The sequence below is a fragment of the Curtobacterium flaccumfaciens genome, from assembly GCF_018598405.1.
GTDB classification, from domain to species: Bacteria; Actinomycetota; Actinomycetes; order Actinomycetales; family Microbacteriaceae; genus Curtobacterium; species Curtobacterium aurantiacum.
The window spans coordinates 59435-78778 of sequence record NZ_JAHEWS010000014.1 but is presented as its reverse complement, the minus strand read 5'-3'; the positions used below and the strand labels follow the sequence as shown (position 1 = coordinate 78778).

General features: G+C 70.2%; 14 protein-coding genes and 1 other RNA gene. 9 read left to right on the top strand and 6 right to left on the bottom strand.

Going from position 1 to position 19344, the window contains the following annotated elements:
* A complete protein-coding gene (locus tag KK097_RS10640; protein ID WP_214531685.1) occupies positions 1-735 on the top strand; it encodes a zinc ribbon domain-containing protein in 735 nt (244 codons plus the stop codon).
* A gap of 405 nt (positions 736-1140) precedes the next feature.
* Here the strand turns inward: KK097_RS10640 and rnpB are convergent.
* From rnpB to map, 3 genes are all read right to left on the bottom strand, one after another.
* Positions 1141-1501: RNase P RNA component class A (rnpB, locus tag KK097_RS10635), an RNA gene on the bottom strand.
* A gap of 150 nt (positions 1502-1651) precedes the next feature.
* Positions 1652-2407 (bottom strand): polyphosphate--glucose phosphotransferase, encoded by a 756-nt coding sequence (gene ppgK, locus KK097_RS10630; RefSeq protein WP_214544694.1) that lies wholly within the window; start codon positions 2405-2407, stop codon positions 1652-1654.
* A 76-nt stretch (positions 2408-2483) separates the two neighbouring features.
* On the bottom strand, positions 2484-3347 hold the full coding sequence (gene map / locus KK097_RS10625; protein WP_214544692.1) for a type I methionyl aminopeptidase: 864 nt from the start codon (positions 3345-3347) through the stop codon (positions 2484-2486).
* Positions 3348-3565: 218 nt separating this feature from the next.
* Between map and KK097_RS10620 the strand changes: the two genes are divergently transcribed.
* The 6 genes from KK097_RS10620 to KK097_RS10595 all read left to right on the top strand — a co-directional run bounded on the left by KK097_RS10620 (position 3566) and on the right by KK097_RS10595 (position 13308).
* Positions 3566-3745: an SPOR domain-containing protein gene (locus KK097_RS10620; protein WP_027465448.1), complete on the top strand. Its 180-nt coding sequence runs from the start codon at positions 3566-3568 to the stop codon at positions 3743-3745.
* Between the two features lie 96 nt (positions 3746-3841).
* Positions 3842-5179, top strand: a complete 1338-nt coding sequence (gene glnA, locus KK097_RS10615) for a type I glutamate--ammonia ligase (protein WP_027465449.1) — start codon at positions 3842-3844, stop codon at positions 5177-5179.
* 36 nt (positions 5180-5215) lie between these two features.
* A complete protein-coding gene (locus KK097_RS10610) occupies positions 5216-8167 on the top strand; it encodes a bifunctional [glutamine synthetase] adenylyltransferase/[glutamine synthetase]-adenylyl-L-tyrosine phosphorylase (RefSeq protein ID WP_214544690.1) in 2952 nt (983 codons plus the stop codon).
* Positions 8168-8715: 548 nt separating this feature from the next.
* Positions 8716-10329: a glycosyltransferase family 2 protein gene (locus tag KK097_RS10605; protein WP_214530464.1), complete on the top strand. Its 1614-nt coding sequence runs from the start codon at positions 8716-8718 to the stop codon at positions 10327-10329.
* Positions 10322-11884 (top strand): glycoside hydrolase family 26 protein, encoded by a 1563-nt coding sequence (locus KK097_RS10600; RefSeq protein ID WP_214530465.1) that lies wholly within the window; start codon positions 10322-10324, stop codon positions 11882-11884. The genes KK097_RS10605 and KK097_RS10600 overlap by 8 nt, the downstream gene beginning before the upstream one ends.
* The gene (locus KK097_RS10595; RefSeq protein ID WP_214530466.1) at positions 11881-13308 is read left to right on the top strand and encodes a UDP-glucose dehydrogenase family protein; all 1428 of its coding nucleotides are present in this window, start codon (positions 11881-11883) and stop codon (positions 13306-13308) included. Before KK097_RS10600 ends, KK097_RS10595 begins: the two co-directional genes overlap by 4 nt.
* Positions 13309-13700: 392 nt before the next feature.
* Here KK097_RS10595 and glnA (KK097_RS10590) read toward each other — a convergent pair whose 3' ends face one another.
* Positions 13701-15125: a type I glutamate--ammonia ligase gene (glnA, locus tag KK097_RS10590; RefSeq protein ID WP_017886082.1), complete on the bottom strand. Its 1425-nt coding sequence runs from the start codon at positions 15123-15125 to the stop codon at positions 13701-13703.
* Between the two features lie 140 nt (positions 15126-15265).
* Here glnA (KK097_RS10590) and KK097_RS10585 point away from each other — a divergent pair, with 140 nt between their 5' ends.
* A complete protein-coding gene (locus tag KK097_RS10585) occupies positions 15266-15721 on the top strand; it encodes an RDD family protein (protein ID WP_214530467.1) in 456 nt (151 codons plus the stop codon).
* Between the two features lie 360 nt (positions 15722-16081).
* Here KK097_RS10585 and KK097_RS10580 read toward each other — a convergent pair whose 3' ends face one another.
* A complete protein-coding gene (locus tag KK097_RS10580; protein WP_214530468.1) occupies positions 16082-16798 on the bottom strand; it encodes a DUF4191 domain-containing protein in 717 nt (238 codons plus the stop codon).
* Positions 16799-16926: 128 nt separating this feature from the next.
* Here KK097_RS10580 and KK097_RS10575 point away from each other — a divergent pair, with 128 nt between their 5' ends.
* Entirely contained in the window at positions 16927-17727 is an 801-nt protein-coding gene (locus tag KK097_RS10575; RefSeq protein ID WP_214544688.1) for a hypothetical protein, read from the top strand.
* A gap of 74 nt (positions 17728-17801) precedes the next feature.
* Here KK097_RS10575 and sucB read toward each other — a convergent pair whose 3' ends face one another.
* Positions 17802-19307 carry a 2-oxoglutarate dehydrogenase, E2 component, dihydrolipoamide succinyltransferase gene (gene sucB / locus KK097_RS10570; RefSeq protein ID WP_214530470.1) on the bottom strand — a complete coding sequence of 502 codons (1506 nt, stop codon included), beginning with the start codon at positions 19305-19307 and terminating at the stop codon, positions 17802-17804.
* Positions 19308-19344: the final 37 nt, after the last annotated feature.

Sequence of the window (19344 nt, the reverse complement as noted above, 5' to 3'; positions counted from 1 at the left end):
ATGAAGGCAGCACCCGAGGACCAGGTCATCCTCCTCGACGTCCAGCGACTCGACAACGACGTCACCCGGATCACGCACCGCATCACCTCGTTGCAGAAGGGCGACCAGCTGACCGAGCTCGGCAAGCAGGCCGCGGCGCTCCGGAGCGAGCTCGTCGCCGCCACCGGAGAGGTCGAGGACGCCGAGCGTGAGCTCGCCCGGCTGGAGTCCGACACCGCGATCGCGCAGGCCCGGGTCGAACGTGACACCACGATGCTGCAGAACGTCGGCAACGCGAAGGACGCCGCCGGGCTGCAGAGCGAGCTCGAATCGCTGCAGCGGCGCATCGGTGGTCTCGAGACCGCCGAGCTCGAGATCATGGAGAACCTCGACGGGCTCCGCGCCCGGGTCGGTGACATCGAGGCGAAGCTCGCCGACGTCGAGGCCGCCCGCGGTGGCCTGGTCGCCGAGCGTGACGCCGCGATCGCCCGGCTGACCGCCGACCGCGAGAGCGCCGAGCAGGCCCGCGCCGACGTCGCCGCCAAGGTGCCGGCCGAGCTGCTCGCGCTGTACGACCGGCAGCGTGCCCGCTACGGGTTCGGTGCCTCGCTGCTGCAGGGCGGCGTGTCGACGGCCTCGGGCGTGGCGCTCAACAACTCCGACCTGCAGACGATCCGTCGGGCCGCGCCCGACGATGTCGTGCTGTGCCCCGACAGCGACGCCATCCTGGTGCGGACGGCCGAGTCCGGGCTGTAGGCGCGCGACACAGACGGACGGGAGGCGCGGTGCCAGCTGGCACCGCGCCTCCCGTCCGTCGTGGGCCGGTCGCAACGCGTCGCTCGCCTGGCGCCGAGCGGTCACGAACTGTCGGCCGCGGTCGTGCCGGCCGACAGTTGGTGACCACTGGGCGAACCTGAGCGGGGAGTCGTGACCGCGCGCGCCGCCTGACGGGAGGCCCGTGGCGGCGCCGCACCGTGCCTCCCATCCGTCGCGGGGTGGTCGCAACGCGTCGCGCGCGTGGCGTCGAGCGGTCACGAACTGTCGGCTGCGGTCGTGCTGGCCGACAGTTGGTGACCACTCGGCGAACCTGAGCGGGGAGTCGTGACCGCGCGCGCCGCGCGCGCCGACCGATGCGGGCCAACGCGGCACGGAGGAGGGGGGCGAATGGGCCGGCCGTACGCCGGGTTCTGTCCCGCCGCTTGCACGGCGGTGACGGCCATCTCTCTCGGACCGACGTTGCCGTCGGCCTCCAGCGGTCTACCCGAGGACTCGGCGAGCAGCCTCAGCGTCCTCTGTCTGACCTTGCTCCGGGCGAGGTTTACCGAGCGGATCCGGTCACCCGGACCCCTGGTGGTCTCTTACACCACCGTTTCACCCTTACCGACGTCTCCGCCGGCGGTCTGCTTTCTGTGGCACTGTCTCGCGGATTGCTCCGGGTGGGTGTTACCCACCGCCCTGCTCTGTGGAGCCCGGACGTTCCTCGGCGCTCCCGGGGGAGCGACGCGACCGTCTCACCGACCCATTCGCTGGTGCGAGTCTACCCGGCTCCACGGTGCCTGACGAGAACGGGCGTGCCTGGAGAGAACGGGCGCACCTGGCGAGAACGGGCGTGCCTGACGAAAACGGGCGTACCTGGTCGGAAGTTCCGACCAGGTACGCCCGATTCGACCAGCTATGCCGAGACGCTGCGCGCGGACAGGGTCGCGGCGCCGATGATGCCCGCGTTGTTGCGGAGCGTCGCCGGGATGATCTCGGCCTGCAGGTCGAGCAGCGGGAGGAACTCCTCGTACTGCTTCGAGACCCCGCCGCCGACGACGAACAGCTCGGGGGAGAGCAGCGCCTCGAGCGTCGAGTAGTACTTCTGCAGGCGCTTCGCCCAGTGCTTCCACGACAGGTCGTCGCGCTCCTTGGCGGCGAACGAGGCGCGCGATTCGGCGTCGTGTCCCTCGATCTCCAGGTGCCCGAGCTCCGAGTTGACGATGAGCACGCCGTCGTTGATGAGCGCGGTGCCGATGCCGGTGCCGAGCGTCGTCACGATGACCAGCCCGTCCTTGCCCTTGGCCGCACCGAACTGCTGCTCGGCGAACCCGGCGGCGTCGGCATCGTTGACGAAGTGGATGGAGCGGCCGAGTTCCTTCTCGAACAGCGCCTCGGCCTCGAAGCCGATCCACTTCTTCGACACGTTCGCGGCGGACATCGTCTTGCCGTCCCGCACGATCGCCGGGAAGCAGACGCCCACGGGGACGTCGTCGGCCGGTGCGAGCTCGCCGATGATCTCCTTCACCACCGCCGTGATGTCCTGGGGCTTCCCGCCCTCGGGCGTGGCCTTCTTGATGCGGTCCGTGGTCAGGGCGCCGGACGCGACGTCGACGATCGCGCCCTTGATGCCCGTACCACCGATGTCGACGCCGACTGCGAGGGAGGTCATGAGGTTGTCGTGCCTTTCGGTTGCCTGCCGGAGGTGCCCGGTCAGGAAGAGGGTCCCGGTCCGGGAGCGGTCCCGGTCAGGAGACGGTGAGGAGCTCCGCGCCGCGTTCGGTGACGACGAGGGTGTGCTCGAACTGCGCGGTCCACGACTTGTCACGGGTCGAGACCGTCCAGTCGTCGGACCAGATGTCGGCCTCGATGCCACCGAGCGTGAGCATGGGTTCGATGGTGAACACCATGCCGGGTTCGATCACCGTGTCGTACTGCGGTGCGTCGTAGTGGGGGATGATCAGGCCGGAGTGGAACGCCCGACCGACGCCGTGTCCGGTGTAGTCGCGGACGACGCCGTAGCCGAAGCGCTTCGCGTACGCCTCGATCGCGCGGCCGATCACGTTGACCTGCCGGCCCGGGGCGACGGCCTTGATGCCGCGACGCAGTGCTTCTTCGGTCCGGGTCACCAGGTCGGCCACCTCGGGCGCGGCCTGACCGACGACGAACGTGCGGTTCGTGTCGCCGTGCATGCCGTCCTTGTAGGCGGTGATGTCGATGTTGACGAGGTCGCCCTCCTGCAGCACGGTGTCGTCGGGGATGCCGTGGCAGATGACCTCGTTGAGGCTCGAGCAGAGCGACTTCGGGTAGCCGCGGTAGCCGAGCGTGGAGGGGTAGGCGCCGTGCGCGACGACGAACTCGTGCCCGATGCGGTCCAGCTCGTCGGTGGTCACGCCGGGGCGGATGGCCTCGCCGACGGCGTCGATGGCCTGCGATGCGATGCGCCCGGCGGCCCGGATGCGCTCGACCTCGTCCGGCGTGTAGGTGTCACCGAGACCGTGCTCGTGGGGCTCGACCTTCCCGACGTACTCCGGACGCTCGATGTCCTTCGGGACGGCGCGGTGCGGGGAGATGCGGCCGGCGGTCAGGTGTCCGTGTTCGTCCCGGGGCATGCGGACCACTCTAGCCGCGGCGCGACGCGCCGAGCGCAACCGCCCCAGGGTGCGGCCCGACGCGCCGAACGCAACCGCCCCAGGGTGCGGCCCGACGCGCCGAGCGGAACGCCCCGGGGTGCGGCCCGACGGGGTGGGCGCGACTGCCTGGAGGCCCGGTGCCGGTCCGCCGGACCGGCACCGGGCCTCCAGACGGTTGCGTGGGTACGGTGGGCGGCATGAGCGAAGACCGCATCGAGTCCCAGTGGTGGTTCAACGACAAGACCGGCCAGGTCGAGCAGGGCCCGCAGTCCCCGCAGCGCGACCGCATCGGCCCGTTCGCGACGCGCGAAGAGGCGCAGCACGCGCTCGACCGCATCGCCGCGAACAACGAGAAGTGGGACGCCGAGGACCGCTGAGCACCGCGGCGCGTCGCACGGACCCGCGCACACCGCCGGACCACTAGCCTGGGACGAGGCCCGCCAGCGGCCACCCGATACACGGAAAGGTCGTGCATGGACAAGCAGACGGACTTCGTGCTCCGCACCATCGAGGAGCGCGGGATCAAGTTCATCCGACTCTGGTTCACGGACGTCATCGGGACGCTGAAGTCGGTGGCGATCGCCCCGGCCGAGGTCGAGGGTGCTTTCGCCGAGGGCATCGGGTTCGACGGCTCCGCGATCGAGGGCCTCACCCGTTCGTACGAGGCCGACGTCCTGGCCCACCCGGACCCCTCGACCTTCCAGATCCTGCCGTGGCGTGGCGAGATCGACCCCACCGCTCGGATGTTCTGCGACATCACGACGCCGGACGGGCAGCCCGCCGTGGCCGACCCCCGCAACGTCCTGAAGCGCACCCTGGCGCGGGCGAGCGACCGTGGGTTCACGTTCTACACGCACCCCGAGATCGAGTTCTACCTGCTGAAGAGCCGCGAGTGGAAGGACGGCGGGCCGCAGCCCGTCGACCAGGCCGGCTACTTCGACAACGTCCCCGGCGGCAGCGCGCACGACTTCCGCCGCCGTTCGGTCCGCATGCTCGAGGACCTCGGCATCTCGGTCGAGTTCTCGCACCACGAAGCCGGGCCCGGGCAGAACGAGATCGACCTCCGCTACGCCGACGCACTGACGATGGCGGACAACATCATGACCTTCCGCACCGTGGTGAAGGAAGTCGCGATCGAGCAGGGCGTGTACGCCACGTTCATGCCGAAGCCGATCTCCGGTCAGCCGGGGTCGGGGATGCACACCCACGTCTCGCTCTTCGAGGGCGACCAGAACGCCTTCTACGAGGCCGGCGGCCAGTACCAGCTGTCGCAGACCGCCAAGCACTTCATCGCCGGTGTGCTCAAGCACGCGCCGGAGATCACCGCGGTGACGAACCAGTTCGTCAACTCGTACAAGCGACTCTGGGGCGGCGACGAGGCCCCGTCCTTCGTCACCTGGGGCCACAACAACCGTTCGGCCCTGGTCCGCGTCCCGCTGTACAAGCCGAACAAGGGCCAGTCCTCGCGCATCGAGTACCGCGGCATCGACTCGGCGGCGAACCCGTACCTGGCGTACTCGCTGCTGCTCGCTGCCGGGCTCAAGGGCATCGAGGAAGAGTACGAGCTCCCCGCAGAGGCCGAGGACAACGTCTGGAGCCTCAGCGACTCGGAGCGCCGGGCCCTGGGCTACAGCCAGCTGCCCGCGAGCCTCGACCACGCCCTGAGCCTCATGGAGGACTCCGAGCTGGTGGCCGAGACCCTCGGCGAGCAGGTCTTCAACTTCGTGCTGCTCAACAAGCGGCAGGAGTGGAAGCGCTACCGCGACCAGGTCACCCCCTTCGAGCTCGACACCAACCTCGGCGCGCTCTAGAACCGAGCGCCCAGACCCCTCGGGAGCACGTTCCACATGACCGGTCGGACGACGACGTCACGTTCGGAGCTGGCCCGACTGGGGTTCGCCGAGCTGTCGGAGAGCCTCGCTCGGGCTGTCGATCTGGAGGCCCGGTTCGGACCCGACGTGCCGCTGCCGGTGGGCGGGTCTGCCGTGCTCTGGGGCGGCACCGCCGACCCGGACGGCGCCTTGCGGATGCTCGAGCGGTTGCTCGAGCGCGCGCCGGAGGAGCTCCGCCCCGTCCTGACGGACGACGTGGCCACCGAGCGCCTGATCCACCTGCTCGGGGCGTCGATCGGCCTCGGCGAGTTCCTGCACCGGCGTCCCGCCGAGCTCGCCCTCTTGCTGGACCCGGTCGGAGCACCGTGGTCGCAGGAGCGGTACACGGCCTCGCTGACCGAGGCCGTCGACGGCGCGACAGGTGAGGACGCCCGGATGCGCCTGCGGGTGCGCTACCGCCGGCACCTCGCCCAGATCGCCCTGTACGACGTGCTGCACCCGGTGCCGACGGAGGCCTTCCCGGCGGTCGCTGCCGGGCTCGCCGACCTCGCCGGCGCCACCCTCGACGTGGCGGTCGACATCGCCCGGCGCGAGGTCCCGTTCCCCGCGGCCGAGGTGGCGGCCACCCCGCTCGCGGTGATCGCGATGGGCAAGGCAGGCGCCCGCGAGCTGAACTACGTGAGCGACGTGGACGTCATCTTCGTCACCGAGTCGACCGACGAGGTGTCCACCGACCGTGCCGTGCTCGTCTCCACCAGGATCGCGATCGCCGCCATGCACGCGATCACCGACCTCGCCGCCGAGCCCGCGCTGTGGGAGGTCGACGCGAACCTCCGGCCGGAGGGCAAGGACGGCGCCCTCGTCCGGACGCTCGAGTCGCACGTGGCCTACTACGAGCGCTGGGCGAAGGGGTGGGAGTTCCAGGCACTGCTCAAGGCCCGTCCGATCGCCGGGTCGGCCGACCTGGGGGAGCGCTACGCCGGGGCGGTCGCGCCGTTCGTGTGGAACTCGTCCACGCGGCCGGGGTTCGTCGAGTCGGTGCAGCGGATGCGCGAGCGGGTCACCGAGCACATCCCGGACGCCGACGTCGACCGGCAGCTCAAGCTCGGCCCGGGCGGGCTGCGCGACGTCGAGTTCACCGTGCAGCTCCTGCAGCTCGTCCACGGGCGTGACGACGTGTCCGTGCGGGTCCGCTCGACGTTGGAGGCGATGGACGCCCTGACCGACGCGGGGTACGTCGGGCGCGCCGAGGCCGCTCGGTTCGGGCCGGACTACGCCCTGCTCCGCGTGCTCGAGCACCGCATCCAGCTCCGCCGTCTGCAGCGGACGCACCTGATGCCCTCCGACGAGGAGGAGCTGCGGGTCCTCGCCCGGTCGAGCGGCGTCGCGGCGTCGGCCCAGGCCCTCGACGCCCGGTGGCGTGCCGTGAAGCTCGAGGTCCGCGGCCTGCACGAGCGCCTGTTCTACCGCCCCCTGCTGTCCGCCGTCGCCTCCACCGAGGACGAGATCGTCCTGACGAACGACCAGGTCGTCGACCGGCTCGCCGGTGTCGGGTTCGTCGACCCCGCCGGCGCCGTCCGGCACATCCGTGCGCTCACGCAGGGCACGAGTCGGCGCGCGGCGATCCAGCGCAACCTGCTCCCGGTGCTCCTCCGCTGGATGGCCGAGGGGCCCGCTCCGGACCGTGCGTTGCTGGCCTTCCGACGGTTGAGTGACGGCCTGGGGGAGTCGAGCTGGTTCCTCCGCATGCTCCGAGACTCGTCCGGTGCCGCCCACTCGCTCACCACCGTGCTGTCGGAGTCGGCGTTCCTGTCCGGGCTGCTCGAGCGCTTCCCGGAGGCCGTCGCCTGGCTCGACGAGCCGGAGTCGTTGCTGCGTCCGCGGCCGATCGACTCCCTGCTCGCCGAGATGACCGCGACCACCGCCCGGCACGGCAACGACGTCGACGGATCGGCCGCGCTGCTGCGTTCGGCACGGCGGCGGGAGACCCTGCGGCTCGGCATGGCCGCGGTGCTCGGGTCGCTCGACGTCGACGGGCTCGGGCCGGCACTGAGCGACGTCACCGAGGCCACGTTGGCCGGTGCCCTCGCGCTCGCCCGCCGTGACGCCCCGGAGGGCTTCGAGTTCGGGATCATCGCGATGGGTCGGTACGGCGGTCGTGAGCTCGGCTTCGGTTCGGACGCTGACGTGCTGTACGTGTACCGCGCACCAGACCTCGCCCCGGAGGTGGCGTCCCGCACCGCCCAGACGATCGTGCGGGAGCTCAACCGCCTCACCGAGGACACGATCCACCCGCTCGACCTCGACATCGACCTGCGCCCGGAGGGCAAGAACGGTCCCGTCGTGCGCACGCTCGAGTCGTACGGCGCGTACTACGCCCGCTGGTCGCTCACGTGGGAGGCGCAGGCGCTCCTCCGTGCCCGCGGCGCGGTGGGCGACGCGCAGCTCCTCCGCGACTTCGAGCACCTCGCCGACCGGACCCGGTACCCGGAGCAGATCGACGACCACCAGGTGCGCGAGGTCCGCCGCATCAAGGCCCGCGTCGAGTCGGAGCGGCTGCCCCGCGGCGCCGACCCCGCCCGGCACCTCAAGCTCGGCCGGGGATCGCTCAGCGACGTCGAGTGGTTCGTGCAGCTCCTGCAGCTGCAGCACGCGCTCGAGATCCCGTCGCTCCGGACCACGTCGACGCTGGAGGCGCTCGACGCCGCGGTCGACGCCGGACTGGTCGGCGCCGAGGACGGCGAGCGGCTCGGGGCCGCCTGGCGCTTCGCGTCGCGTACTCGCAGTGCGCTCGTGCTCTGGTCGGGCAAGACCACCGACGTCCTGCCCGTCGACCGGGTGCAGCTCGAGGGCGTGGCGCGGCTCATGGAGTACCCGCCCGGGTCCGCGAGCCGCCTCGAGGACGACTACCTCGGCGTCACCCGTCGTGCCCGTCAGGTGTTCGAACGCGAGTTCTACGGGGCCTGACGGGGCGCCTGGCCGACGCCTGACGGGGCCCCCGGCGGGCCGCTGACAGGGTGCGACACGCCCGGGCGTCCTCCGAGCGGCCCGAGATGAGCAGCCATCGAAGGTGAATTCTGCGCGTCGCGCCGCGTCCCCCGATGTGACGTCGTTCGTACCCCTGTTCGAAGCGGCCTCCATGCTGTTATCGCACCGTGACCGGACTCCCACCGGACCGCCAGGGGACCTTTTCCGGTGCCCCCCGAACTACCCGGTGACCACCCGCTGACCGGGGCTTTCCGGCTGAGGGAACCCGTGCCTCCAGACCGCACCTGTCGCCCATCCGGGCCGCCACCGACGCATGATCGGTCCGCAGGAGTGCTGTCAGCACGACGGGGGACCACTCTGACCCGCCGAGAGGGGGACCAGTGTGTACCCCGTAACGCGCCCGTAACGCCCCCGGACGGGGGTCGCGTTGCGCGGTCGTCCAGGTTCTGCATCAATTGCATCACCCGAACCGGCCCTGATTCCCCGATGAAGCGGAATCTCCACCTCGAACGTTGAAGCAGGGATCAGTGTTCACCTTCATTCTGCAGATCAGGCAGATGGTCGAAGGGCACCCCGAGTTCTACCTGTTCGCCGTGTACTCCGCGGTGATCTGGTTGCTCTGGTTGCTCAAGGTCGTCATCTCCGCCCGCTACCGCCCCTTCACCGGCACCTTCGTCGGTACCACCAGCGTCGTCGTCCCGGTCGTGGACGAACCGCTCGACCTGTTCCGCGACGTCATCGGCCGCATGGTCGAGCAGCGACCAGGCGAGATCATCGTCGTCATCAACGGCGCCCGCAACGAGGCGCTGGAGGAGGTCTGCGACGAGTTCGCCCCGCTCGTCCGCTGGACCCACACGCCCATCCCGGGCAAGCGCAACGCCGTCAAGGTCGGCACCGAGATGTCGAACGGCGACATCACCGTGCTCGTCGACTCCGACACCGTCTGGACCCCCGGCGCGCTCGAGGAGCTCCTCAGGCCGTTCGCCGACGAGTCCGTCGGTGGCGTGACCACCCGGCAGCGCATCCTCGAGCCGGAGCGCAGCTGGATCACCCGCTGGGCCGACTGGCTCGAGAACTCGCGGGCGCTGTACTCGATGCCGGCGCAGAGCGTCCTCGGGCAGATCGGCTGCCTGCCCGGGCGCACCATCGCGTTCCGTCGGAGCATCCTCATGCGGGTGATGGACCGGTTCATGCACGAGAAGTTCATGGGCGTCTTCCTCGAGGTCTCCGACGACCGCACCCTGACGAACCTCACGCTCAAGGAGGGGTACCGGACGGTCTACCAGTACACGTCGCTGGTCTACACGGACGCCCCGCTGCAGGTGAAGAAGCTGTTCAAGCAGCAGCTCCGCTGGGCCCGCGGCTCGCAGTACAACACGCTGCGGATGCTGCCGTGGATGCTCGGCCACGCCCCGATCCTGGCGGTGTTCTTCGTCACCGACATCATCCTGCCGTTCATGCTCTTCGGCGTGATCGCCGGCTGGATCTACCGGGCCTTCACGGGTCAGGGCGAGAACCTCTACCAGGGCATCCTGTCCCAGTACGGCTTCTCGACCGGCTTCGTCTACGTCGCGGCGCTCATGGTGATCTCGAGCGTGCTGAGCATGGCGATCCGCCAGATGCGGCACCTCTCCGAGAAGCCGAGTGACTTCTTCCGCCTGCCGATGTTCATCATCGTGTCGACGTTCTTCCTGATGCCGATCCGGCTCATCGGCTTCTTCCGCCTGGCGCACGCGTCCGGTTGGGGGACCCGAGCCGGTGCCTACGCCGGTGGGCCGATGCAGGAGGACCCCGCGGACGCCGCCCAGCCGCTGTCCTCGACCGCGCAGATCCCGGTCAGCCCGATCGACGCGGAACGGGCCCGGGCGACCGGGTCGGCGTCGGCGGCCCCGATCGACACCGTCGACCAGGTGGCCGTGGACCGAGCGTTCGACGAGCTCTTCGGTGCCGACGCGGCGACCAACTCCACCACGACCGTGCTCGCCACCCGCCGCGAGGCCGCAGCCGCGGTCGCCCAGCAGGAGGCCCAGCGAGCAGCCGCGCCGGCCCCCGCCCGAGCCCGTCGCTACAACCCGTACGCAGCGATCCCGTACGTGATCGGCATCGCGATCTTCGCCCTGGAGGCGTTCCTCATTGTCTGACATCATCCGTTCCTCGAGTGCGTGGTGGGCCCAGTCCAGCAAGCACGCCCGCCGGACGGCCATCGGCACGACGGCCATCGTGCTGGCCCTCGGGCTCATCACCTGGTCGGTCTGGATCTCGCCGACCGGCCCCGTCTCCACCGCCGTGCACCAGGCGCTCGGCGTCGAGGCGCCGAAGGCCAAGAAGGTCTCGGCTGCCCAGTTGCAGACGCAGCTCGACGCCGCCCAGGAGCGCATCTGGGCGCTCGAGGGGAAGCTCGACTCCCGCACGGCCCAGGCCGGGTCGCGTGGCGACCAGATCACGGAGCTCAAGGCGCAGATCGCGTCGCTCCAGTCCCAGCTCGGTGCCGCGAAGAGCTCGGGAGGCTCGTCCAGCGTCAACGCATCGGGTTCCGGTGACGGCGGCTCGGGCTCCGGCGGCGCCGGTGCCGGTTCCGGGAACGGGTCCGGTTCGTCGGACAACGGGTCCGGCAGCGGCTCGGGTTCGGGCAACGGCTCGGGCAACGGATCCGGCTCCGGGTCGAAGCCGAACCCCGGCCCCTCCACCGACCCGGGTGCGACCCCGGTCGTGACGCCGACGAAGGCCGAGATCCTCGGGCAGCAGTCGCGCTGGTACGGGCTGTACACCGAGCAGTCCCCGTTCAACTGGGCCGAGTACGACGAGGTCTCCCGGCAGGTCGGCACCGCGTCGAACATGACCGGGTTCTTCCAGGGCTTCGACCAGGAGTTCAACGCCACCGCGGTGCAGCGCTCCTGGGCCAACGGTCGCGTCCCGCTCATGACGTGGGAGACGGTGCCGGCGCAGACCGGCAACGACCAGAAGTACGTCCCCGGGTACACCAACGAGGACATCTCCGGCGGGTCGTTCGACGCCTACCTGACCAAGTACGCCAAGGCGCTCAAGGCCAACGGGCAGCCGATGGTCATCCGGCTCGACCACGAGATGAACGGCTCCTGGTACAACTGGTCCGAGGGTGAGGCCCAGAAGAACCCCGCCGGCTCCTACGTGAAGATGTGGCAGCACGTGCACGACGTCTTCCAGGCGAACGGCGCGAACCAGTACGTCATCTGGGACTGGTCCCCGAGCCGCATCGACAAGCTCGGCAACCCGAAGTACCAGACGCTCGACTACATGCGGCAGTACTACCCGGGCGCGGACTACGTCGACTGGGTCGGCATGAGTGGCTACTACCGCGACGCCACCGAGCAGCCGACCTTCGCCACGACGTTCGGTTCGACGCTCGCGCAGCTCCGGCAGATCGCGCCGGGCAAGGGCATCATGCTCAACGAGATCGGGGCGACCGAGACCGGCACCAGTGTCGCCAACCCGCAGAAGACGCAGTGGATCAACTCGCTCTTCGACGCCCTGGCGGACCCCGCCAACAGGGACATCGTCGGGTTCGCGTACTTCAGCGAGACGGCGACGACCATCGTCGACGGCAAGCGCACCACGAACGACTGGCGACTCAACTCCCGCGCCGACTCCCTGCAGGCATTCGCCCAGGGCATCAAGCGCAACGACATCGACTACGACCTGCAGGAGGTCAAGCAATGACCGCGTCCAAGAAGTCGCCCGACCAGGCAGACACCCGTCCCGCTCCCGTCATCAGCGTCATCGGCACCGGCTACCTCGGTGCCACCCACGCGGCCGCCATGGCCGAGATGGGCTTCGAGACCATCGGTGTCGACATCGACCCGTCGAAGCTCGCCGCACTGTCCGCCGGCGAGGTCCCGTTCTTCGAGCCCGGGCTGCCCGAACTCATCACGAAGCACGTCGCGAGCGGCAAGCTCCGCTTCACGGCGGACATCGCCTCCGCGGTCGCCGCAGCGGACGTCCACTTCGTCTGCGTCGGCACCCCGCAGAAGGCCGGCTCGCACGCCGCGAACCTGGCGTACGTCGAGAGCGCCACCCGGGGCGTGGCCGAGAACCTCACCCACCCGGGCCTGATCGTCGGCAAGTCGACGGTCCCGGTCGGCACGGCAGCGCGGCTCCGCGGCATCGTCCGCGAGTTCACGCCCGCCGGCATCGACGCCGAGCTCATCTGGAACCCCGAGTTCCTGCGTGAGGGCAAGGCCGTCGAGGACACCCTGCACCCGGACCGCCTGGTCTGGGGCGGTGCCTCCGAGGCCGCCGACGCCGTGATCCGCGAGGTCTACGCGGCACCCATCAGCGAGGGCACGCCGGTGATCACGACCGACCTCGCCACCGCCGAACTCGTCAAGGTGAGTGCCAACGCGTTCCTCGCCACGAAGATCTCGTTCATCAACGCGATCTCCGAGATGTGCGCGATCACCGGGGCCGACGTGACGACGCTCGCCGACGCCCTCGGGCACGACGCCCGCATCGGCCGGAAGTTCCTGAACGCCGGTCTCGGGTTCGGTGGCGGCTGCCTGCCGAAGGACATCCGGGCCCTCATGTACCGCGCCAACGAGATCGGCGCCGGCCAGGTCGTCGGCCTCATGCAGCAGGTCGACGAGATCAACATGGGCCAGCGCCAGCGGGTCATCGACATGGCGATCGACTCCGCCGGGGGATCGGTGCTGAACCGTCGCGTGGCCGTCATCGGCGCCGCGTTCAAGCCGCTCACCGACGACGTCCGGGACTCCCCGGCACTCAACGTCGCCGCCGCGCTGCACCTCCGCGGCGCCCAGGTGACGCTCTGGGACCCCGAGGCGATGGAGCCGGCCAAGCGCTCGTTCCCCACCCTGAGCTACGCCGCCTCGATGACGGACGCGATCGAGGGTGCAGACGTCGTCCTCGTGCTCACCGAGTGGGACGACATCATCACCGCCGACCCGGTCGCCCTCGGTGACCTCGTCGGGCGCCGCGTCGTGATCGACGCGCGCAACTGCCTCCCGGTCTCCGACTGGGTGAAAGCGGGGTGGACCGTCCGTTCCCTGGGACGTCCCACGCCGGTCACGGGTGCACCCGTGAGCGTCGCAGCGGGGACGAACGACGCGTTGGCCACGAGCCGCTAGTCACCGTTCGCGAGACGGGGTCCGTGCCGGGCGGCGCGGGCCCCGTTCCCGTGTGCCCGGGGTCCGTGGTCGTCTCAGGCGTACCTGGTCGTTTCGGGCGTACCTGGTCGGGAGTTCTGACCAGGTACGCCCGATTCCCCTTTCCAGTCCACGTGCGATGGGAAGGAACGTGCGTCGCGACCGCCTGGAGGCCCGGCACCCGCCCGCCGGACCGGCACCGGGCCTCCAGGCGGTCGCCTCCGCGCCCCGCGCTCACGGTGGCCGCGTCGGCACGCGCTGGGCGACACCTCACGGGCGGCGCGGCCCGTGAGGTGTCGCCCACCCCGAAACGTGGCCGGCACGGCGAAGGGCCCCGCACCTGACGGTGCGGGGCCCTTCGTGCTGGCAGAGACTCAGACGCCGAAGTACAGCTCGTACTCGAACGGGTGCGGGCGCTGGGCCAGCGGGAGGATCTCGTTCTCACGCTTGTAGTCGATCCAGGTCTGGATGAGGTCCTCGGTGAAGACGTTGCCCTTCGTGAGGAACTCGTGGTCCGCCTCGAGTGCGTCGAGTGCCTCGTCGAGGGAGCCGGGGACCTGGGGGATGCCCTTCGCTTCCTCCGGGGGGAGCTCGTAGAGGTCCTTGTCGACCGGCTCGTGCGGCTCGATGCGGTTCTGGATGCCGTCGAGGCCCGCCATCAGCTGCGCGGCGAAGGCGAGGTACGGGTTGCCGGAGGCGTCGGGCGCACGGAACTCGATGCGCTTGGCCTTCGGGTTCGTGCCGGTGATCGGGATGCGGATCGCCGCCGAGCGGTTGCCGGCCGAGTAGACCAGGTTGACCGGGGCCTCGAAGCCCTTGACCAGGCGGTGGTACGAGTTGATCGAGGGGTTGGTGAAGGCGAGCAGCGCCGGGGCGTGCTTGAGGATGCCACCGATGTACCAGCGGGCGAGGTCCGACAGTCCGCCGTAGCCGTTCTCGTCGTAGAAGAGCGGCTTGCCGTCCGACCAGAGCGACTGGTGGGTGTGCATGCCCGAGCCGTTGTCGCCGAACAGGGGCTTCGGCATGAACGTGGCGACCTTGCCCCACTGGTCAGCGGTGTTCTTGACGATGTACTTGAACTTCAGGATGTCGTCCGCGGCGTGGACCATCGTGTCGAACTTGTAGTTGATCTCCTGCTGGCCGCCCGTGCCCACCTCGTGGTGCGAGCGCTCGAGCTCGAAGCCGGCGTCGATCAGCTTGAGGGTGATGTCGTCGCGCAGGTCGGCGGTCTTGTCGACCGGCGACACCGGGAAGTAGCCGCCCTTGTACGGGGTCTTGTTGGCGAGGTTGCCGCCCTCTTCGTCACGACCGGTGTTCCACGCGCCCTCTTCCGAGTCGACCGCGTAGAAGGACTCGTTCTGCGTGACCGAGTAGCGGACGTCGTCGAAGATGTAGAACTCGGCCTCGGGGGCGAAGAACGCGGTGTCCGCGATGCCCGTCGACGCGAGGTACTTCTCGGCCTTCTTCGCCACCTGGCGCGGGTCGCGGCCGTAGATCTCGCCGTTCCGCGGGTTGTAGATGTCGAAGATCATGATGAGCGTGCGCTCGGCGCGGAACTGGTCGACGTACGCCGTGGTGACATCGGGGATCAGCTGCATGTCGGACTCGTGGATCGACGCGAAGCCGCGGATGGAGGAGCCGTCGAACAGCTGGCCGACCGAGAAGAAGTCCTCGTCGACGGTGGATGCCGGGATGTTGAAGTGCTGCTGCACACCGGGCAGGTCCGTGAAGCGGATGTCGAGGAACTTGACGTCGGTGTCCTTGATGAAGGCCAGAACCTCGGAGGAATCGCTGAACATGGGGCCGATCTCCAATGGGTTGGGTGATGTCGGAGGCACCGGTCAAGGCACCTCCGACGAGGCTATTGACACGGGGTTTCCCGGACATGACTGGATTGTTTCAGGCGTGTTACGCCCGGGCCGTCGCCTACGCTGGGACCATGGCCCGCAGCACCCCCAGTCCGTCCGCGCCCTCCGAACACCCGGACGGGTGGCCGGGCAAGGACCTCGGACTGCCGGAAGAGGGGCCGCGGAGCGTCGGTCGCATCGGTCGGCGGGTCGTCGCACTGCTGATCGACGGGCTCCTGGCCGACCTCGTCGCGTACGTCACCGGCGTGTGGTCGCCGATGAACGGCTCGGGTGACATCGCCCACACCTGGATCCAGCTCGCCATCTTCGCCGTGCTGCAGATCGTGTTCATCTGCCTGCTGTCCGGGTCGTTCGGGCACATCTGCGTCGGGCTGCGGGTCGTCCCGATGCGCGGCGGCTACGTCGGGGTGTGGCGGCCGATCGTCCGTACGGTGCTGCTCTGCCTGGTCGTGCCGGCGCTCATCATCGACCGCGACAGCCGGGGCGCGCACGACCGGATCGCCGGGACGGTGCTCGTCCGCCGCTGATCGCGTCGGCCGCGGGTGCGGCGCGCTGGCCATCCGCATCGGCACGGTGCGAGGTTGATCGTCTGGTGCGAGGTTGCGTACTCCGTGCGCGCTCCGTCCCTTCGCACCGAGTACGCAACCTCGCACCATGCAGGGCCTCCGCCGCTCGCCCTCGCACCGTGCGAGGTTGCTCATCCGATCCGAGCTTCCCCGCCCCGTGCGCGGTCGGAGTCCCGCACCGAACTGGGAACCTCGCACGGTTCAGCGAAGGTCGCACGGTGCGGGCGTCGCGAACATCGACGCCCCGCCGTCACCTCACCCACACACGAAGACGCCCCCGACCATCTGGACGGGGGCGTTCTCGTGCATGTGGAGCTTGGGTCAGCGCGGCCGTCCGGCACGGGCGCGCATCGGGTCCATGCCCTTCGGGATCGCTGCGGCGGGGCTCTGCGTCAGGGAGTCGAGGCGGTTCGCGACGGCCAGTACCTCGTTGCGGTTGAGCGACTTCTTCAGCTTGTTCATCGCGCGGGGGAGCTTGTGCAGCGTGAGGCTGTCGCCCGTGCCGTCACCCACGTGCAGCACGTGCACGGCGACGTTCGGGACGATGCGCTGGACCTTGCGGCGCTCCTCGTCGACCTGGCGGTTCAGGTTGCCACGCTGGCCCTCGGTGATCAGGACGACACCGGGACGGCCGACTGCGCGGTAGACCGCCGCCTGCGACCGGCCGTGGACCGCGACGGGCATCTCGCTCGAGCGCCACTGGCGACGGAGGGAGTTCGACAGCACAGCGCCGACGGCACCCGGCTGCCCTTCGATCTGCGAGTACGCGGCCCGTTCGGCGAGACGCCCCAGCACGATCAGGAAGAGCAGCACACCGAGCAGCACACCGGCGACGATCCACAGGATGATCGCGAGCCAGTTCTGCCCCGGCAGGAGCAGGGCCAGCAGGACACCGAGGACGACCGGGCCGACGAAGGCGAGGGCGAACCACCAGACCGACGACGGGTCGGCCTTTCGGGTCATCTGGAAGACCTGGAACATCTGCTTGAGACGCCCCGGCTCCTTCGCCTTCTTGTCTGTGGAAGAGCTGCGTGCCATGCGAACAGGATACGGCCTCCGTGCGCCGGGGGAGACCGTCGCGCGTCCGGCTGTGCGCGAACACGTCTTGTCCACAGGTGCTGCAGGACAGCCTGGAGGCCCGCCCCGCCTCCGTCACCCTGGTCACCATGGAGACGAGCACCGACCACCACCCCGATCGCTGGATCGCCACCGGCGATGAGACCGATGTGCTCACGTGGGTCGCCGACCGCTCCGCGGCCGTCGAACGACACCTCGTCCCGGTGGCCGCCGTCGGTCGGACCCCGACGGGGCATCTCGTGGTCGACCTCGACCGGCCGACCGGCACACCACTCGTGGCGGCCCTCGAGCGACTGGGCACCCCCACCACCGGCGTCGCGGTGACCCTCGCGGTACCGCTCCTCGAGCTCCTCGTGGCGGCGCACGACGGCGCCGTCCTGCTCGGTACCGCCGGCATCGACGACGTGCTGGTGGACGACTCCGGCGCCGTCGTCCTCTGCGACCGCCCGAACAACGCGACGACCCCGACGACCCCGACGACCCCGACGCGCATCACCCACCCGGCGGACGCGACCCGGACCCTCGTGCTGGCGGCCCGGACGGTGTGGGACCGCGTCGACTCGGCCGACCCCACCCAGGTCCAGGTGCTCGAGGCGCTGCAGGACGCCCTCGACGGCGACGGTCCGAGCGCCAGAGCGGCACTCGACGTCGTCCGTGCGAGTGCCCCGCCCCGCCCGTTCCGGTGGACCCCGGTGCCGAGCGACCTCGTGTTCGCCGAGCCGCCGACACCGAACGGGCAGGACGGACTGCTCGAGCGCCTCCGCGACGTCGTCGAACACGGCGTCCCGCTCGGAGCCGACCGGACACTCCCGCTCCGCCGGGTGCTCGTGGGGCTGGTCGTCGCCGTCGGCTCGGTGGTCGCCGCCCTCACCCTGCTCAGCCGCGGTTGACGTCGAACGCCCGGCAACGGGGACGGCCCCGGCCCCCACGAGGGGAACCGGGGCCGTCGGCCGTGCTGCTGGGATCAGTACCCGAGGTTCGGGGCGAAGTTGCCCTCTTCGAGGCGGTTCTTCACCGCGACGAGGTACCGCGAGGCGTCCGCACCGTCGATGATCCGGTGGTCGTACGACAGCGCCAGGTAGACGAACGAGCGGATGGCGATGGCCTCCTGGCCGTCGACCTTCACGACCGCCGGACGCTTCGTGACGATGCCGGTGCCGAGGATCGCCGACTGCGGCAGGAACACCACGGGCGTGTCGAACAGCGCGCCGCGCGAACCGGTGTTGGTCAGCGTGAACGTGCCGCCGGCGAGCTCGTCGGGCTTGAGCTGGTTGTTCCGGGTGCGCTCGGCGAGGTCCGCGATGGACTTCGAGAACTGCGCCAGGTCCAGCGAGGCCGCGTCCTTGATGACCGGGGTCAGCAGGCCACGCTCGGTGTCCACCGCGATGGAGACGTTCTCGGTCTCCGGGTAGACGATCTCGTCGCCCTCGACCGTGGAGTTGATCTTCGGGTGGGCCTTCAGCGCCTCGGACGCCGCGAGGGCGAAGAACGGCATGAAGGAGAGCTTCGAGCCGGTCTTCTCGAGGAACTCCGCCTTGTGCGCGTCGCGGAACTGCGCCACCTTCGTGACGTCGACCTCGACGACGCTCGTGAGCTGTGCGGTCGAGGTCATCGACTGCACGGCACGCTCGGCGACCACCTTGCGCAGGCGGGTCATCTTCTCGCGGGTTCCGCGCAGCGGCGAGACCTCGGCGACGAACGGGCCGGACGCGGCGGCAGGTGCTGCTGCGGCCGAGGCGGCCGGAGCCTTCGCGGCGGCGGCGAGGACGTCCTCCTTGCGGATGCGCCCCCCGACACCGGAACCCGTGACGGTCGAGAGGTCGACACCCTGCTCGTTGGCGAGCTTGCGCACCAGCGGGGTGACGTAGCCGGAGGCTGCGCCGTCCTGCGTGGGGTTCGGGACCGCGGCGGCGGCCGTGGCGTTCGGCGCGGACGCCGGAGCCGGTGCAGCTGCCGGAGCGGCCTGGGCCGGGACGGCTGCCGGGGGAGCGGCGGCGGGCGGCGGGACCGGCGCGGCGGCCGGGACCGGTGCCGCGGCGGGCGGAGCGGACGGAGCCTGCGGCGCAGCGGGCTGCGTCTGTCCGGCGGGGGCCGGCTCGGGCTCGGTGGGCTCGGGTGCGGGGGTCTCGGACTCCTGCTCCGTGCTCGGAGCGGCTTCGGGCTCCTCGGCGTCGGCCGCGGCGGCATTCGCGTCGGAGTCGGACGAGTCCGAACCACCGTCGGACGAGCCGGAGCCGTCGCCGATCTTCACGAGGGCGGTGCCGACCTCGACGGTCTCGTCCTCTTGCACCAGGATCTCCTCGACGACGCCGGCGATCGGCGACGGGATCTCGGTGTCGACCTTGTCGGTCGAGACCTCGAGCAGCGGCTCGTCGACCTCGACCCGGTCACCGACGTTCTTCAGCCATCGGGTCACCGTGCCCTCGGTGACGCTCTCGCCGAGCGCCGGGAGGTTGACGGATTCGCTCATCGGGTGGACTCCTCTTCGCGGGGGATTGCAGTGGTTG

Coding starts and splice junctions, on each gene's coding strand:
- KK097_RS10640 (WP_214531685.1), top strand. CDS start 1: ATGAAGGCAGCACCCGAGGACCAGGTCATCCTCCTCGACGTCCAGCGA.
- ppgK (WP_214544694.1), bottom strand. CDS start 2,407: ATGACCTCCCTCGCAGTCGGCGTCGACATCGGTGGTACGGGCATCAAG.
- map (WP_214544692.1), bottom strand. CDS start 3,347: ATGCCCCGGGACGAACACGGACACCTGACCGCCGGCCGCATCTCCCCG.
- KK097_RS10620 (WP_027465448.1), top strand. CDS start 3,566: ATGAGCGAAGACCGCATCGAGTCCCAGTGGTGGTTCAACGACAAGACC.
- glnA (WP_027465449.1), top strand. CDS start 3,842: ATGGACAAGCAGACGGACTTCGTGCTCCGCACCATCGAGGAGCGCGGG.
- KK097_RS10610 (WP_214544690.1), top strand. CDS start 5,216: ATGACCGGTCGGACGACGACGTCACGTTCGGAGCTGGCCCGACTGGGG.
- KK097_RS10595 (WP_214530466.1), top strand. CDS start 11,881: ATGACCGCGTCCAAGAAGTCGCCCGACCAGGCAGACACCCGTCCCGCT.
- glnA (WP_017886082.1), bottom strand. CDS start 15,125: ATGTTCAGCGATTCCTCCGAGGTTCTGGCCTTCATCAAGGACACCGAC.
- KK097_RS10585 (WP_214530467.1), top strand. CDS start 15,266: ATGGCCCGCAGCACCCCCAGTCCGTCCGCGCCCTCCGAACACCCGGAC.
- KK097_RS10580 (WP_214530468.1), bottom strand. CDS start 16,798: ATGGCACGCAGCTCTTCCACAGACAAGAAGGCGAAGGAGCCGGGGCGT.
- KK097_RS10575 (WP_214544688.1), top strand. CDS start 16,927: ATGGAGACGAGCACCGACCACCACCCCGATCGCTGGATCGCCACCGGC.
- sucB (WP_214530470.1), bottom strand. CDS start 19,307: ATGAGCGAATCCGTCAACCTCCCGGCGCTCGGCGAGAGCGTCACCGAG.